This window comes from Clostridium sp. AF19-22AC (genome assembly GCF_003479085.1).
Taxonomy (GTDB): Bacteria; Bacillota; Clostridia; order Lachnospirales; family Lachnospiraceae; genus Faecalicatena_A; species Faecalicatena_A orotica.
This window is the reverse complement of the sequence record NZ_QUGN01000032.1, coordinates 12,422-28,015: the sequence shown is the minus strand read 5'-3', so window position 1 is coordinate 28,015 and position 15,594 is coordinate 12,422. Positions and strand designations below refer to the sequence as shown.

Annotated in this window: 16 protein-coding genes; 1 reads left to right on the top strand and 15 read right to left on the bottom strand. The window is 44.5% G+C overall.

Annotated elements, in window-relative coordinates; genetic code table 11:
* Positions 1-270: 270 nt before the first annotated feature.
* From DWX43_RS24265 to rplM, 5 genes are all read right to left on the bottom strand, one after another.
* Complete coding sequence (locus DWX43_RS24265) at positions 271-963, bottom strand: response regulator transcription factor (protein WP_118622428.1); 693 nt, start codon at positions 961-963, stop codon at positions 271-273.
* Positions 964-1,575: 612 nt separating this feature from the next.
* Complete coding sequence (locus DWX43_RS24260; RefSeq protein WP_109733945.1) at positions 1,576-1,851, bottom strand: DUF2442 domain-containing protein; 276 nt, start codon at positions 1,849-1,851, stop codon at positions 1,576-1,578.
* Between the two features lie 11 nt (positions 1,852-1,862).
* Entirely contained in the window at positions 1,863-2,123 is a 261-nt protein-coding gene (locus DWX43_RS24255; protein ID WP_118622426.1) for a DUF4160 domain-containing protein, read from the bottom strand.
* A 143-nt stretch (positions 2,124-2,266) separates the two neighbouring features.
* Positions 2,267-2,659, bottom strand: a complete 393-nt coding sequence (rpsI, locus tag DWX43_RS24250) for a 30S ribosomal protein S9 (protein WP_109733943.1) — start codon at positions 2,657-2,659, stop codon at positions 2,267-2,269.
* Between the two features lie 26 nt (positions 2,660-2,685).
* Positions 2,686-3,114: a 50S ribosomal protein L13 gene (gene rplM / locus DWX43_RS24245; protein WP_109733942.1), complete on the bottom strand. Its 429-nt coding sequence runs from the start codon at positions 3,112-3,114 to the stop codon at positions 2,686-2,688.
* A 284-nt stretch (positions 3,115-3,398) separates the two neighbouring features.
* On the opposite strand from rplM, the gene DWX43_RS24240 reads away from it, so the two are divergent.
* Positions 3,399-4,709, top strand: a complete 1,311-nt coding sequence (locus DWX43_RS24240) for an alpha-amylase family glycosyl hydrolase (protein ID WP_118622424.1) — start codon at positions 3,399-3,401, stop codon at positions 4,707-4,709.
* A gap of 54 nt (positions 4,710-4,763) precedes the next feature.
* Here the strand turns inward: DWX43_RS24240 and DWX43_RS24235 are convergent, their stop codons facing one another.
* The 10 genes from DWX43_RS24235 to nagB all read right to left on the bottom strand — a co-directional run bounded on the left by DWX43_RS24235 (position 4,764) and on the right by nagB (position 15,283).
* A complete protein-coding gene (locus DWX43_RS24235) occupies positions 4,764-5,867 on the bottom strand; it encodes an aldo/keto reductase (protein WP_109733940.1) in 1,104 nt (367 codons plus the stop codon).
* Between the two features lie 186 nt (positions 5,868-6,053).
* Positions 6,054-6,560, bottom strand: a complete 507-nt coding sequence (locus DWX43_RS24230; protein ID WP_118622492.1) for a flavin reductase — start codon at positions 6,558-6,560, stop codon at positions 6,054-6,056.
* 108 nt (positions 6,561-6,668) lie between these two features.
* Entirely contained in the window at positions 6,669-7,892 is a 1,224-nt protein-coding gene (tyrS, locus tag DWX43_RS24225; protein WP_109733963.1) for a tyrosine--tRNA ligase, read from the bottom strand.
* Positions 7,893-8,402: 510 nt separating this feature from the next.
* Complete coding sequence (locus tag DWX43_RS24220) at positions 8,403-9,146, bottom strand: copper homeostasis protein CutC (RefSeq protein ID WP_118622422.1); 744 nt, start codon at positions 9,144-9,146, stop codon at positions 8,403-8,405.
* A 78-nt stretch (positions 9,147-9,224) separates the two neighbouring features.
* A complete protein-coding gene (gene nagE, locus DWX43_RS24215) occupies positions 9,225-10,664 on the bottom strand; it encodes an N-acetylglucosamine-specific PTS transporter subunit IIBC (RefSeq protein WP_118622420.1) in 1,440 nt (479 codons plus the stop codon).
* Between the two features lie 93 nt (positions 10,665-10,757).
* Positions 10,758-11,243 carry a PTS glucose transporter subunit IIA gene (locus DWX43_RS24210; protein ID WP_118622418.1) on the bottom strand — a complete coding sequence of 162 codons (486 nt, stop codon included), beginning with the start codon at positions 11,241-11,243 and terminating at the stop codon, positions 10,758-10,760.
* A 14-nt stretch (positions 11,244-11,257) separates the two neighbouring features.
* A complete protein-coding gene (locus DWX43_RS24205) occupies positions 11,258-12,100 on the bottom strand; it encodes a PRD domain-containing protein (RefSeq protein WP_109733936.1) in 843 nt (280 codons plus the stop codon).
* A gap of 246 nt (positions 12,101-12,346) precedes the next feature.
* Positions 12,347-13,384: a hypothetical protein gene (locus DWX43_RS24200; protein WP_118622416.1), complete on the bottom strand. Its 1,038-nt coding sequence runs from the start codon at positions 13,382-13,384 to the stop codon at positions 12,347-12,349.
* Complete coding sequence (gene nagA / locus DWX43_RS24195) at positions 13,381-14,499, bottom strand: N-acetylglucosamine-6-phosphate deacetylase (protein ID WP_109733934.1); 1,119 nt, start codon at positions 14,497-14,499, stop codon at positions 13,381-13,383. The genes DWX43_RS24200 and nagA overlap by 4 nt, the downstream gene beginning before the upstream one ends.
* A 52-nt stretch (positions 14,500-14,551) precedes the next feature.
* The gene (nagB, locus tag DWX43_RS24190; RefSeq protein WP_109733933.1) at positions 14,552-15,283 is read right to left on the bottom strand and encodes a glucosamine-6-phosphate deaminase; all 732 of its coding nucleotides are present in this window, start codon (positions 15,281-15,283) and stop codon (positions 14,552-14,554) included.
* Positions 15,284-15,594 lie beyond the last annotated feature (311 nt).

The following is a 15,594-nucleotide window of genomic DNA, read 5'->3' as shown; positions in this document are numbered from 1 at the left end:
CTGTCTGTCTGTCTGTCTGTCTGTCTGTCTGTCTGTCTGTCTGTCTGTCTGTCAAAGTATATGCGATTTTTTATCATTGTCAAGACCCTTTCGTAATTTTTATTCTTTTTTAATAAATTAATAAATTAAGTTATAAAAAAATAAAACAGAAGGCCCGAAATAGCTTTCTGTTCAATTACTCCATTTATTTTCCTTATTCTACCACAAAAGACACAAAAAAGTGTGAAGGTTGAAAAGTTTATACCTTCACACTTTTTGCACTGTTCTTTTTTACTTCACAGGTCCGAACCGATATCCCACCCCGCGCACTGTTTCGATTGTGTAGCCGCTGCCCTGAAGTCTTACACGCACACGGGATAAATGGCTTTTTATGACGCGGGCATCATGGATAACAGGCAAATTCCAGACAGCTTCATATAAAGCTTCTTTAGAAAATGTAGTACCCTCATTTTGTATCAGAAACCGCAGCAGCGCAAATTCCTTGGCATTAAATAGCAGGTCAGTCCCGTTCAAATAAGCTCTTCCTGACACCATCTCCAGCGTAAGCGGCCCCCGTACGAGAGTTTTCGCCTGCTCTGCCGCCCTCTGGTTCATGCGCGCGAGCCGGAGATGAGACTTGACACGGGCCACAAATTGCTCCATGTCATAAGGTTTTGTAATATAATCGCTGCCACCTGCCGCCAGCCCCTCTACGATCTCATGATTTTCATCTAAAGCAGTAAGGAACAACACCGGAGAGACTGTGAAACCCTGTACCTCCCGGCAGAAATCAAGGCCACTGCCATCCGGCAGCATAATGTCCAGCACCAACACATCAGGAGACTGCCCGGCCAGCTTTTGCCGCGCCTCACAAAGACTTTCAGCACAAAGCACCGTAAATCCCTCTTTCTCCAGGATACGTCTGTTGATGCGCAGTATCTCTTTGTCGTCCTCTACAAGGAGGACAATCCCATTGTCATCCATTTCCAGCCCTCCCCATGTTTCGATAAGATTTATATATAGATTATATACGATTATTTGTACTGTATCAAGTGTGGCTGGTGGGGGGCGTGTTTGATAGTTCCCCACATATTCTGATAACTTTCCGGGACGCAAAAGCACTCGAAAACATTGTGTTTCCAAGGGTTCTGATAATTCTTTTATAAATTTTCTTATTATCTCTTGCTGAACTGCAAACCTATATTTTATAGCATTTTCAGGCACTTTGTCAGTTACGTGTATGTTACTCTTAGCTTCTTACAACAACCAATACTGCTTCATTTCTCAATTTTCTGTTGAATTAAACAAATTATTATGATATATTACAGATATAAAAGGAACAACCGCCCACAAGGTGGTTGACCGGTTAATGAGATAGCAAAGCCACCTGAACCGACCAAGAATCAGGGTGGCTTTTGCTATATATAGCTACTTAGAAAACGAAAAAATAAATATAATCATTTTATCCATATATTTCTACACCCTATCAAGATATTTAATAACTATTCAAAATATAAAGAAACCCTTGAAAACATCGCATCTTCAAGGGTTCTGATAATTCTTTTATATGCAGGCATACTATCTTCTAACCATATATTAAGCTATCTTTTCTTTCACAAACGGTAATTCGTATAATGTGTCTGGGTCAATATCCAAGCACATTGTATTATCCCGGTTCCCACAAATATCCCATGCAAGAGTATCATTCATCACCGTGCAGGTATCTGTAAAAACATCAATATCCTTCAGTGGACGAAATGCCTCTTTCTCAATCATTTTAGACATATCATAGCATACAATTTTTCCATCTTCAAAATATACATAAACTGAGTAATCTTTCATTGGTATCACCTGTACTACCTTTGGAAACATATCACCACCCCCTAAACCAAAGGATTAATTCTATTCATGGGTTTCCCGTCTTTCGATAATTCCCAATTCTGCATCAATTCATCTTGATGCAAAACACACCATGCTAAAATTAGCTTTAATTGTTTTGACGGGAAGGCGCCTTTTATTACTCTTACTCCATCTATCTCCACTATTGCTTTATGTCCATTGTACTCTGCATGAAAATGCGGTGGATTGTGATCATCATAATACATTGTTACCCTAATTCCATAAAATAGTGCTATTTCCGGCATTATACATTCCTCCTCATTCCATTCTTTAACATATATTCTTAACAATATATCTTTGACAATATAAGTATACCACAGCAATCACTTCAAAAAAACCCACAAACTTGATGTCTGTGGGTTTCCATGCAATAAATATATGCAATTGCCTATCTCTTACTGAACTGCGGTGCTCTACGAGCTGCTTTGAGACCGTATTTCTTACGTTCTTTCATACGTGGATCACGTGTAAGGTATCCTGCTGTCTTCAGAGTAGGTCTGTATTCAGCATCTGCCTCAAGAAGTGCTCTTGAGATTCCATGACGGATTGCTCCTGCCTGTCCTGTATACCCACCGCCATGTACGTTAACCAGTACGTCAAATTTATCAACTGTACCAGTCGCAACGAGTGGCTGGCGGACAACAACCTTCAATGTCTCCAGTCCTAAATACTCATCAATGTCTCTTTTATTTATAGTGATTTTACCTGTTCCAGGTACAAGATATACTCTTGCGATAGATTTTTTTCTTCTTCCTGTTCCGTAATATTTTGCGTTAGCCACAGTAATGTCCTCCTTTCAACCTTTCCTTAAAATGTTAATACTTCTGGTTTCTGAGCCTGCTGTTTGTGCTCTGGTCCAGCGTATACATGAAGTTTCGTAAGCATTTCTCTTCCTAAAGGTCCTTTTGGAAGCATTCCTTTAACTGCTAATTCAACTACCATCTCCGGCTTCTTAGCCATCATCTCTGCCAGTGTAGTCTCTCTCATACCGCCTACATAGTCAGAGTGATTGTAGTAGATCTTCTGCTGTAACTTCTTGCCTGTTACTTTTACTTTCTCTGCATTAACTACTACTACGTAATCTCCTGTATCAACATGTGGTGTGAATTCTGGCTTGTTCTTTCCTCTCAGAACTTTTGCGATCTCTGAAGAGAGACGTCCTAATGTACATCCTTCAGCGTCAACCACATACCATTTTCTTTCAATCTTGTCTGGGTTAGCCATATAAGTTTTCATGGGTGTTCCTCCTAATAATAATCATCATATAACTTGCTTTGCTTTTATATGAAATCAGCGCACTCCGGGGCTTTGGTGTATGCTGTTTCTCCTTTTGTCATGCTGTACTATTATAGTATGTACAAATCCAATTGTCAACATATTTTTCAGCATCCGGACATTTTTTTCGGTTCGCGGGGTCTTTCAAGGCTCTTATATTTATGTTATACTTTAAAAGTATTTCCAGTTTTACTAATTAAATATGGAACTTTAACAATTACCTTATTAGAAAGCAGGTGGAACTTATGTGGGCTTATAATGAAACTTTCTATCAGATATATCCTATTGGATTTTGTGATGCCCCGGTTCATAACGATGGAGTGACAGTACCCAGAATACGGAAGATTGCAGGCTGGAGCGAATATCTCCAGAAGCTTGGGATCGGTTCTATTATCCTGAACCCGATCTTTGATTCTGACAATCACGGTTATGATACCAGGGATTTCAAGAAGATTGACTGCCGTCTCGGAACGAATGAAGATTTTAAATATGTATGTGATACGCTGCATTCCCACGATGTCAAGATTATGCTGGATGGTGTTTTTAACCACGTAGGGCGCGGGTTCTGGGCTTTTCAGGACGTACAGGAGAAGAAATGGGATTCGCCTTACAAGGACTGGTTCCGTATCAATTTCGATGGAAACAGCGGTTATAACGACGGATTCTGGTATGAGGGCTGGGAGGGGCATTATGAACTTGTCAAACTGAACCTCCAGAATCCGGCTGTCGTGGATTATCTGCTGGAGTGCGTCCGTTTCTGGATTGAGGAATTCGGTATCGATGGTCTGCGTCTGGATGTTGCTTACAGTCTGGATCATAATTTTATGAAGCGTTTACGCCGGTACTGTGAGGAATTGAAGCCCGGGTTTGCATTGATCGGGGAAGTTCTTTTCGGTGATTACAACATTATCGTCAATGATGAGATGCTTCACAGCTGTACGAATTATGAATGCTACAAAGGGATATTTTCCAGTTTTAACAGCATGAACCTGTTTGAGATTGCACACTCTCTAAACCGCCAGTATGGACCTGAACAGTGGTGCATTTACCGCGGCAAGCATCTGATGAATTTCGTAGATAACCATGATGTTACCAGAATCGCAAGCATTCTCACGAACAAGGAGCATCTGCCTCTGGCTTATGGCATATTGTTTGGCATGCCCGGCATCCCATGTATTTATTATGGAAGTGAGTGGGGTGAGGAGGGCGTCAAGGCACCGGATAATGATTACGCGCTGCGCCCGGCCTTTGAGGATCCAAAACCGAATGAACTGACTGCGTTTATTACACAGCTGATAGCGGTCCGCCGTGAAAGCGACGCACTCTGCAACGGCGGCTACCATAATGTAGCCATCACCAACCACCAGCTCATTTTCGAGCGGAAAAGTGACAAAGAAAAAGTATTGGTTGCAATCAATGCATCTGACTCTGAATTCACTGCTAATAATGGCGAACTTCAGGGCGATTATACTGACATGATCACACAAAAAGAAGGCACACTGAGCGGGCAGCTCGATATGCCTCCATATAGCGTACAGTTCTTGTCTATTTCTTAACAAGCAGCTTCAAAGGGGTCAGACCCCTTTGAAAATGTGCAGTTACACTTTCATTTATAGTTCTCCGATTTCTTTCAGCCGGTCTACGATCGGCAGATGCTGGGTGCACTGCTTCTCGCATTTTTTGCAGGCAATGCATTCCAGCACTTTCTCTTTCGGGATATCCCAGTGGTTGTCAAGGCGGTCCGGTATGGCCTTTTTATTTCCCGTCAGTATGTACTGGTTATATGCATCCATGTATTTTGGAATTTCGATTTCTTTCGGGCATCCTTTGCAGTACGCACAGCCTGTACAGAGATTGTTCAGAGATTCTCCTCTCCCCTCATATTGTCTTATGATTTCCTCTGCCGGGCGTTCTTCCAGATTCTCTACAGCTTTTACTGCATCGTCCACATGTTCTTTTGTCGTACATCCTGCCAGTGTAATAGTTATTTCCCTGTGGGATGCGACAAACCTCAATGCTGCCTGTGCTACGTTGAGGTCAGTTCCCTCTGTAAGGTATGTAAATGCCTCCGGATTGTTTGGAATCATTCCCCCGCCGAGCGGATTCATGACGACAACGCCCATTCCTTCTTTATACGCCTTTTCAATACCGCTCTGACGGAAACGGTAATTAAGGGCATTATAGCCGATCAGCATGCCTCTGAATTTCCCAGTCTCCACAACAGTCTCAATGTCATTGCCCTGCATATGGGAGGAAAATACAATATTGCGGATAAGGCCTTCTTTTTTAGCCTCCTCGAAGAATCCATACAGGACCTCCATATGTCTCTCCCATGACTGCAGATCCAGCATACACCACATATGATAAAAGTCTATGTAATCTGTTTTCAGTCTGTCAAGTGACATCTCCAGTCTTTTTCTGAAATCATCTCTGGTCGGGTTCTCTCCTATTGTATTAAAGTTCGTCTTAGAGGTAATATATACATCGTTCCTCTTCACCTGTGAAAGCGCAATTCCTGTGATAATCTCACTTTTATCATCGCAGTAGCCGGGAGCAGTATCCCAGTAATTGATGCCATTCTCCAAGGCATACAGCGGTATCTCCGCACACTTTTCGAATCTCCCCGCACTGACATCGTCGGCATCGTAGCGCATCGTCCCCAGGCCAATGGCGGACACCTTCATCCCTGTATTTCCATACTCTTTATAATACATAGAAGTTCCTCCTTCATGATTCTTTGCTTACATAATCTGTTTCACACTATTATATCACCTGTGCTTCACTTTATCACCTGTTTACTGTTATTTTTATGTAGAAAGCCTCCATTTTATTGATGTTCGCCAGCACAGGGGCCGAAGATGAAATTTGCCGGAAGCCCTGTCTGGCCTCCGGCAAAATAACTATTCTTTTACAAGAACTTTTACAATCTCCGCCATATACATGGTATGGTAATCCTTCTGGGGATAGCACTTTTCATCGTTTTCTTTTTCATCAAAATGTTCTGCAGCCATATCCTGATGATACTGTTTCTTACACACCAGTATCATATTTGCTTCTTCGAAAGCAGTCGTTCCGTCTACATAATATGGTGTCAGACCTGCCTCCGCTTCCTTATCGTAGTCGCGGCCGGACTTGCTTCCGCAGATGCCAAGTGCTTTTTTGTAGGCCTCATCGTAAAAGGAAAGTGTAAATGTGTCATTGGCATCCACAAATTCCTTTGTGTATCTCTGCGGACGGATATAAACGCTGACTACGTTCTTTCCCCACATGACACCAACGCCGCCCCAGCTTGCCGTCATTGTATTATGGCTGGTCTCATCTCCTGCCGTTACGAGCATCCATTCTTTTCCGATCTTGGTAAACGGATTAAACTGAAGTTCTTCCACAGATATTTCTTTAAATCCCATATTCATTTCCTCCTGTTTCATTAAACGGACCTTCCGGGAAAGTACTATGTTTTAACTGCTTTTGCACCACTCCGGACATCCGCTATAATAAAGTTACTGTACCTGACTCTATTTTATCACAACTTTACGGAAATTCTTCTTACCTTTTTTCAAAACAGCACCGTCCCCGGTAAAGGAATCTCTTGCAAATGCAGCATGGATATCTGACACTTTTTCTCCGTCCACAGCGACGCCGCCCTGCTCTACGGCACGTCTTGCCTCTGATTTAGAAGGAACGAGTCCGCTCTTTAAGAGCAGTGTCAGGATGTCAATGGAACCGTCTGTCATATCGTCGTCTGTCAGCTCTGCCGTAGGCATTTCTGCAGCATTTCCCTGACTGAACAGTGCTCTTGCACTCTCCTGTGCTTTCTTCGCTTCTTCCTCTCCGTGAACCATCTGGGTCAGTTCATATGCCAGAATTTCTTTCGCTTTGTTCAGCTGGCTTCCCTCCCAGTTATCCATCTCATTAATCTCTTCCAGAGGAAGGAAGGTCAGCATACGGATACATTTCAGGACGTCTGCATCTCCGATGTTTCTCCAGTACTGGTAAAAGTCAAAAGGTGATGTCTTCTCAGGATCAAGCCACACTGCACCAGACTGTGTCTTTCCCATCTTCTTTCCTTCTGAATTCAGGAGGAGGGTAATTGTCATGGCGCTTGCATCTTTTCCAAGCTTTCTGCGGATCAGCTCCGTTCCGGCAAGCATGTTGCCCCACTGGTCATCACCGCCGAACTGCAGGTTACAGCCATAGTTCTGGTATAATGCGTAAAAGTCGTATGCCTGCATGATCATGTAATTAAACTCAAGGAAGGTCAGTCCCTTTTCCATCCTCTGCTTGTAGCATTCGGCTGAAAGCATACGGTTCACGCTGAAATGGGAACCAACTTCACGCAGAACATCGACATAATTCAGATCCAGCAGCCAGTCAGCATTGTTGACCATAAGCGCCTTGCCTTCTGAAAAATCAATAAAATTGCTCATCTGCTTTTTGAAGCAGTCACAGTTGTGCTGTATTGTCTCCATCGTCATCATCTGGCGCATATCGGATCTCCCTGAAGGGTCACCGATCATGCCTGTTCCTCCGCCAATCAGCGCGATTGGCTTATTCCCCGCCATCTGAAGACGCTTCATCAGGCACAGTGCCATGAAATGTCCTACATGGAGGCTGTCCGCTGTCGGGTCAAACCCGATATAGAATGTCGCCTTCCCGTTATTGATTAAATCAGCAATCAGCTTTTCGTCTGTGACCTGGGCAATCAGCCCTCTGGCCTGTAATTCTTCGTAGAGTGTCATTGTCTTCATCCTTCTTTCTTTTCATAATTTTTCACACCTGAACATCTGTATACAAAAAGAGCCCCTATCCTGAAAGGACGAGGGCTCATAAACTCGTGGTACCACCTTCATTCGCAGACAATTCGCACCGTCTGCCTCAGTGAGTGTATCTGGCAGGTAAACACGGGACATAAACCGCTTTATCATGCTTAATCACTCAGTACGTTAACGTGTACCATTCCGTCACAGCCTACTTGCTTCCTGCCGGCCTGTAAGGACCGCCGTCCGGCGTTCGGTGTGAAGCTTGGAGATGTATTCGTAAATAACCGTGTCATGCGCCTCTCATCAGCCGGCTGCTTTCTGTTTTCTCCGCATTATTACTACTTGTTCTCTTCAACGCTTTTCCAGTATTCAATCTTTCAATCCGGCATCTGAATCTGCCTGTGGATTGATGCATCCTATATATGGCTGCTTACGCTGAAATCTTATCTTATTCCCTGCTTTTTGTCAAGGAGTAAAATCAAAATTTTTTTACAACTCACCCAATACCCGCACGGCCTCTTTTATGTTCTCCACCGAAGTCTCCCATATCTCATATTCACTGAAACCGGGAAATCCCATGCTGACGCCTTCTCTCCGAAATTCCATTCTGCTGTCCCTGACAATTTTTCCAGACATATGGCAGGCAGTCACACCGGTATATGGCACGAGTTCTCTGATTACTTCCGGACTGATCCCGGCGCCGGCCATAATCTCTATCCGCCCGTCACTCTCATTCACGAGACTTTTCAGCAGGTCGCGGCCTTCCCATGCACTGTTTTTCATTCCGCTTGTCAGTATGGTCTTAAGCCCCAGAGAAACAGCCTGTTCCAGAGTCACAAACGGGTCCCAGCTGACATCAAAGGCGCGGTGGAGTGCAACATCCATCTTCCCTGCCGTGTCAGCCAGTGCCTTCATCTGCTGCATATTCAGTGTCCCGTCAGGAGTCAGGATTCCGGTGACAAGCCCGTCCGCCCCCAGTTCCCTGTACATCTGGGTGTCTTCCTGCATCATGGCGAATTCATAATCATCATAACAGAAATCACCGAACCGCGGCCGCAGAAGCACCCTGATCTTCAGGTCAGTATACTTTCTCACCTGCTGAAACAAAGCCTTCCCCGGGGATGTCCCCCCAATAATCAGGTTCCCGCATAATTCTACCCGGTCCGCCCCGCCTTTCTGCGCCTCTATCGCTGACTGTACACTGTCAACGCATGCCTCCAGTATATATTTCATTTCCTGCTCCTTACTCCGTGATTCCAAAAAGACCGCTTAACGCGGTCTTTTCAGAAAAGGGATTATATTTGGCTCTGTTTATTTACAGAGTTTTTTAAATTCGTCAGCAACAAACTGAACTTTCGTTCCAATGATGACCTGTACAGCTGTCTTGCTAGGTCTGATAACGCCTGCAACACCTGCTGATTTGATCTTCTTTTCATCTACTGCTGTGTAATCTTTGATTTCAAGACGAAGTCTTGTAATACAGTTGTCAACACTTGAAACATTTTCTTTACCGCCGACACCTTCCAGAATGATCTCAGCGATAGCCGTGAAGTCATCATTTGCCAGCTGTACCTGTGTTTCATCCATATCGTCATCTTCTCTGCCCGGTGTCTTCAGGTTGAATTTAACAATAACAAATCTGAATATGACATAGTAAATAATTCCAACTACGACACCAATCGGAATCAAAAGCAGTGGGTTCTCTGCAAACGGAGCCTTGAAACTCAGGATCCAGTCAACAAGACCTGCACTGAAGTTGAAACCAGCCCTCACAGGCAGGATTGCCACAACTGCTAATGAAATACCTGTCAGTACTGCATGGATACCGTAAAGTGCCGGAGCAAGGAACATGAATGAGAATTCCAAAGGCTCTGTAACACCGTTGAAGAATGATGCAATCGCTGCTGAGAATAACAGACCTGCTGCAATTTTCTTCTTGTTTTCTTTTGCTGTATGGTACATTGCCAGCGCTGCTGCCGGAAGACCAAACATCATTACCGGGAAGAATCCGGACATGTACATACCTGTCTGTCCAAGGATACCGCCGTCCATGTTGCCCCAGAATTTACCGATATCATTGATACCTGCAACGTCGAACCAGAATACAGAGTTCAGTGCGTGGTGCAGACCGAACGGAATCAGGAGTCTGTTAAAGAATCCGTATAATCCAGCTCCAATCGCGCCGAGGTTCATGATCATCTCGCCAAATGAAATCAGCGCCTTGTAAATAACCGGCCAAGCAAAGAACAGAACTAAAGATGATACAATAGATGCTCCTGCTGTTACAATCGCAACACATCTCTTTCCACTGAAGAATGAGAATGCATCTGGAAGCTTCGTGCTCTTGAACTTGTTATAGCAGCCTGCTGCGATAATACCGCAGAGGATACCGATAAACTGTGTCTGGATCTTTGAGAATGCAGGGTCAACTGCATCTACTTCGATCTTTAAGAGCATAGAAACAACTGCAGGTGACAGAATCGTTGTAGTCATCAGCCATGATACAAGTCCTGCAAGTCCTGCGGTACCGTCATTGTCATCTGCCATACCAACTGCTACACCAATCGCAAACAAAATCGCCATCTGGTCAATCAGAACACCGCCTGCTTTGAGCAGGAATGCTGCAACAACGCTGTTAGCGCCCCATCCTGTCGGGTCAATCCAGTAACCTATACCCTGTAAAATAGCTGCAACCGGGAGACAAGCAACCGGGAGCATCAAGGATTTACCTAATCTTTGTAAATATTTCATATTTTTCCTCCTTCTCGAATCCTTTTGACTATTAATCCCTTTATTTATTTTAAACCGGTACACTGCCGGCTAAAATACATTGAACCAGTAACCTTATTTCTCTTCCACAGAAAGTACATCATCCCCGGCAGTTACATCCTTACCGGCCATTGCTTCCACAGCGGCATAGTCTCCTGTATTGCAGATCAGCATTGGAGTTATGATATCATATCCGGCCGCTTTCACTTTTTCCAGGTCAACGGTCAGAAGAAGGTCGCCTTTTTTCACCTTATCTCCTGCCTTCACGTGTCCTTCAAAACCTTCCCCGTTCATCTTTACGGTATCCAGTCCTACATGGATCAGCACTTCTGCGCCGTAATCAGTCGTCATGCTCACTGCATGAAGCGTATCAAATACCATTCCAATCTCACCGTCTGCCGGTGCATAAATCTTTCCTTCTGACGGAATGACAGCGACTCCTTTTCCCAGAATCTCCTCACTGAAAGTCGGGTCGTTTACCTCTTTGATTGATACCGCCTTTCCTGCTGCCGGTGCCCCGAGCAGATGTTTTTTGCTTTTTTTCTTTAAAAAATCGAACATGTCTTCTCCTCCTTTTATTTTTCGTTCTCCACCATTGTCACTCTCCGGATATGAATCGAGAGATACATGATCTCTTCCCCGGATATCTTACTATTAGTAGCATCCTCTATATATTTTGCCACCTGTCTGCTGCATGCATACTCTTTCGGATATTTCATCTGCATCATCTCGGCGAGTTCATTCTCCTCATTCGGAAGAAGCTCCTTCCGGTACACTCTCTGGAGCAGGAACTTCACATGTGTCACAAACCGCTCATAATGCAGGGAACCTTCATCGAATTCGATTCCCAGCTCACTCTTTACAATATCCAGAATGTCTTTCATCAGATTCGGGAAATTCAGTGCATCCCGGATATCAGTCCCATACTCCGCATTCACGAAATGAAGTGCTATAAATCCTGCCTCATCATCCGGAAGCGCGATGTGCAGCCTCTCCCAGATAATATCAACCGCATATTTCCCTAACTGGTACTCCTGCTGGTAAAAACGCTTTATCTCCCAGAGAAGTGCATTCTCCGGTTTAATCCCCTGACTGTACCTCTCAATCGCAAAATTAATATGGTCTGTCAGGGTCACATATATGCTCTGGTTCAGCTTCAGCTTTAAATGGCTCTTCGCGTAGGAAATGATATCATTAGATATCTGCGCATGTTCCAGAGGCATATTCGCCAGCAGTTCTTTGAACTGCTCCGCCAGACTCTGGCTCTTGATCTTGAAGATCTTTTCAATCTTCTGCTGTGCCACTTCTCTTCCCGGCTTTGTCCCGAAGCCGATGCCGCGTCCCATGATCACAACTTCCCTGCCTGTTTCGTCGAAGGCTGAAACTATGTTATTGTTAATAATCTTTTCAATTACCATAATTATCCTTCATTCCTATGAAATAAAAAAACCAAATTCTATAAGCATGGCGTAGTACGCCTTGCTTATAAAATCTGGTTTTGCCTGCCTTACAGTAACAATCCATTGGTATTAACTTGATGAATAGACTATAACAAAATTAGTGTCCAAAGTCAACCTCTATCAGCGAAACAGTTTATAATTTGGTTATAATGTTTATTTTTTTTTAATATTTTCGTACAATATTACCAAATTACTCATACAGATCTAGTATTCAAAATATTCCACAAACTTCAGGTGGTTCTTTGCCTCCTGCTGGGTCAGGTACTGCTGCCCTCCCAGGTCACTGCCTTTGGCAGCGCTGGCATCCACGTAGATGGTCTGTCCGTTCATCTGGATGGCACAGAATACATACCCTTCCTGATTCATACTGCTCTTTCCCCATATCCCGAGCACGATATGTGACTCCATGCCCGCACGGCCGCACAGTTCTGACAGAATCTTCGCATATCCCAGTGAGGTCGCCTTATGTTCCGTTACAGCCGACAGGTTGTTGTATATATACGCTCCTTCAAATACATCCTCCATACTGGAGAAATCCAGTGCGTCCTCACCGATGCCCACAGCTACGGACATATTCTCATCCAGCCATTTCAGGAAATAATCCACCGCCTTTTTCTCACCGTAATCTGGCGGAAGCTTCTCCATAATCTGAGAGAGTATTTCTTCGGTCTCATTCTGGACTTTTACAATCCCTTCCACTTTGTCTTCGGAATTTATTGCCAGTCCGTCCTGAATCTCAGACAGGTTCTTCACGGTGCCGTCTTTGTCATAATCACCGGCTTCATTGATCCCTTCCGCGCAGGAAAGGAACAGGATGGCCTTTGTTATCTTCTTTTCTTTGATAGTCGTCAGGTCCGTATTTTTATACTTCACATAGACATCATCTTCTGTCATCGGAATATCATAAAATCCGTAAAAATAATTGTATCCCTCATCTTCCAATGCAGTCGTAACACGGAGATATTCAGGTCCGCTCATGGCTTCCGGGAATTCTACAACCCCGCCTTCCATATTGTCGAGCCTGCTCTTCATCATGTCATAAACCGCGGCTTCCTTCCGGGTGAGCTGGTCGTAGTAAAACGTTGATACAACCGCCTCACCCTTCCTCGGCTCATCTTTCAGCTTCGTAGCCGTCGCACTGGACAGCGTCGACTGGCGCTGCCAGTATGCCAGCGTACAAAGAAGGATAACCGCCAGTCCGATTATAAAGACTGCTTTTTGATGTTTTCGGACAAAATTCATGCTTGTTTTCTCCCATTTACATAAACAGCTTTCACATTCAGTTCTTTATCTAAAAGAACGAGGTCTGCTGCTTTTCCTGGTGTAATACTTCCGCAGGAATCGTAAATTCCGATTTCCTTCGCAGGATTCATGGTCGCACATGCAACGGCATCCTCGAGCGGAATCTCCATCTGCTCCACTGCCACTTTCAGGCAGCCCATCAGGTTCGTTGCAGAGCCGGCGATCGTGCCGTCTTTCAGTGTAGCCTTTGCGCCCTTTACAAATACATCCTGACCGCCAAGCGTATACTGGCCGTCCGTCAGCCCTGTCGCACGCATACTGTCGCTGATCAGGATGACCCTGTCTGCTCCAAACATAGCAAATGTAGCGCGTACAACAGACGGATGGATATGGATGCCGTCACAGATCAGCTCTACATGGCAGTCCTCATCATCCCGTGCCGCCCCGATAACGCCCGGATCACGGTGGTTAAGAGGGGGCATTGCATTATATAAGTGCGTAATATGGCTTGCACCTTTCATAAGCGCCTCGGACGCTGTATCATAATCTGCCGTCGTATGTGCGATTGAGATCACGGTTTCATCTTTTACTTCCTCGATAAACTCCATTGCACCTTCATTCTCCGGTGCAATGTCTACCAGCTTAATCAAGCCGCCGGACTCCTCCTGAAGTTTGCGATAGAGTGCAGTGTCACAATTGCGGATATGATCGGCCGCCTGGGCACCTTTTTTCTTGGCGCTGATAAACGGGCCTTCCATATTGATGCCGACCAGTTTTGCACCGCTGCCGCCTTCATATGCCGCCGCCGTCTTCATGATCTCATGAAGCTCAGCCTCAGGGAGCGTCATCGTTGCCGGACATATGGAGGTCACACCGATAGACGCCTCATATTCCGCCATATGTTTGACAGCATCCAGACTGGCATCGCAGAAATCATCCCCGACACAGCCGTGGAAATGAATGTCCACGAGTCCCGGAATGGCAAAACAGCCTTCTCCGTCAATCACTTCATTGTCATTTTCCGCAGAAGCCGCAAAAACATCTCCGCTGATCACTACCTCACCGGGAGTAAATGTCTTGTCTTCTCCGAAAACCTGTACATTTTTAATTATCATAATTCAAAAACCTTCTTTCTATCCCTGAAGCAGTTCTATGACTTATGCCAGACTATCTCGGGATTTTTGATAATGCTGCTGCATCAGCAACAATCGTTACATCAGGATGCATCTGCAGGATGGATGCCGGAACCGCCGGTGTCACATCGCCGAAGAATGCCTTTGCCACGATATCGGCCTTATCTTCTCCGCTGACAACCAAAAGAACCTTTTTAGCCCGCATAATTGTCCCAATACCCATAGTATACGCCTGTCTCGGAACATCATCCGCTGACGCAAAGAATCTTTTATTTGCCTCGATCGTACTCTCTGTCAGATTTACACAGTGAGTTATTTTGTCAAACACTTCCGCCGGCTCATTAAATCCAATGTGGCCATTGTGGCCCAGTCCGAGAAGCTGGAGGTCAACGCCGCCTAATGATGCGATCAGTTCTTCATATCCCGCACATTCTTTGTCAGAATCAGGCTCCATCCCGTTCGGCACATTTGTGCGCTCTGCATTGATGTTCACCCGGTCAAACAGGTGCTCATGCATAAAATAGTAGTAGCTCTGGTCATTCTCGCGGTCCAGTCCTTTATATTCATCCAGATTTACAGTGGAAATTCCTGAAAAATCAAGGTCTCCCTGCTCATACATCTCTACCAGCCGGTCATATGTACCAATTGGTGAAGATCCTGTTGCAAGCCCCAATACACAATCAGGTTTCATAGTAACCTGTGCTGCAATCAGATTCGCTGCCTTTCTGCTCATGTCTGCGTAATCCTTTGTTTCGATGATTCTCATAGTTTTTTTCCTCCACTATCACTTATTTTTTACCTCATTGCTGGCTTTATTATATACCGGGCGGTACACTTTCCACAAGTCAGTTATCGGAAAAAGACACACGGGTTATCATTTAGAAAGTTCTTTCATACAGCAAAACCAAATTCTGCCAAAAAGGAATAAAAAAACCAGACTCCCAGAGTATAGAGAAACCCTCTATACCCGGAAAATCTGGTTTTGCCTTCTTGGAGTAACAACCCAGTCTCTTAAATTATTTTAATAGTAGCAAACTGCTGACAAAATGTCAAGGGAAGCCGGAAAATATTTATTTA

Bases quoted from the DNA above. Each gene is read 5' to 3' on its own strand.
- nagB (WP_109733933.1), bottom strand. From the start codon at position 15,283: ATGAGAATCATCGAAACAAAGGATTACGCAGACATGAGCAGAAAGGCA.
- nagE (WP_118622420.1), bottom strand. From the start codon at position 10,664: ATGAAATATTTACAAAGATTAGGTAAATCCTTGATGCTCCCGGTTGCT.
- DWX43_RS24265 (WP_118622428.1), bottom strand. From the start codon at position 963: ATGGATGACAATGGGATTGTCCTCCTTGTAGAGGACGACAAAGAGATA.
- DWX43_RS24260 (WP_109733945.1), bottom strand. From the start codon at position 1,851: ATGTTTCCAAAGGTAGTACAGGTGATACCAATGAAAGATTACTCAGTT.
- DWX43_RS24220 (WP_118622422.1), bottom strand. From the start codon at position 9,146: ATGAAATATATACTGGAGGCATGCGTTGACAGTGTACAGTCAGCGATA.
- nagA (WP_109733934.1), bottom strand. From the start codon at position 14,499: ATGATAATTAAAAATGTACAGGTTTTCGGAGAAGACAAGACATTTACT.
- DWX43_RS24210 (WP_118622418.1), bottom strand. From the start codon at position 11,243: ATGTTCGATTTTTTAAAGAAAAAAAGCAAAAAACATCTGCTCGGGGCA.
- DWX43_RS24255 (WP_118622426.1), bottom strand. From the start codon at position 2,123: ATGCCGGAAATAGCACTATTTTATGGAATTAGGGTAACAATGTATTAT.
- tyrS (WP_109733963.1), bottom strand. From the start codon at position 7,892: ATGACACTCTACGAAGAATTACAGGCCAGAGGGCTGATTGCCCAGGTC.
- DWX43_RS24230 (WP_118622492.1), bottom strand. From the start codon at position 6,560: ATGGGATTTAAAGAAATATCTGTGGAAGAACTTCAGTTTAATCCGTTT.
- DWX43_RS24235 (WP_109733940.1), bottom strand. From the start codon at position 5,867: ATGTATTATAAAGAGTATGGAAATACAGGGATGAAGGTGTCCGCCATT.
- DWX43_RS24205 (WP_109733936.1), bottom strand. From the start codon at position 12,100: ATGGTAATTGAAAAGATTATTAACAATAACATAGTTTCAGCCTTCGAC.
- rplM (WP_109733942.1), bottom strand. From the start codon at position 3,114: ATGAAAACTTATATGGCTAACCCAGACAAGATTGAAAGAAAATGGTAT.
- DWX43_RS24240 (WP_118622424.1), top strand. From the start codon at position 3,399: ATGTGGGCTTATAATGAAACTTTCTATCAGATATATCCTATTGGATTT.
- DWX43_RS24200 (WP_118622416.1), bottom strand. From the start codon at position 13,384: ATGAATTTTGTCCGAAAACATCAAAAAGCAGTCTTTATAATCGGACTG.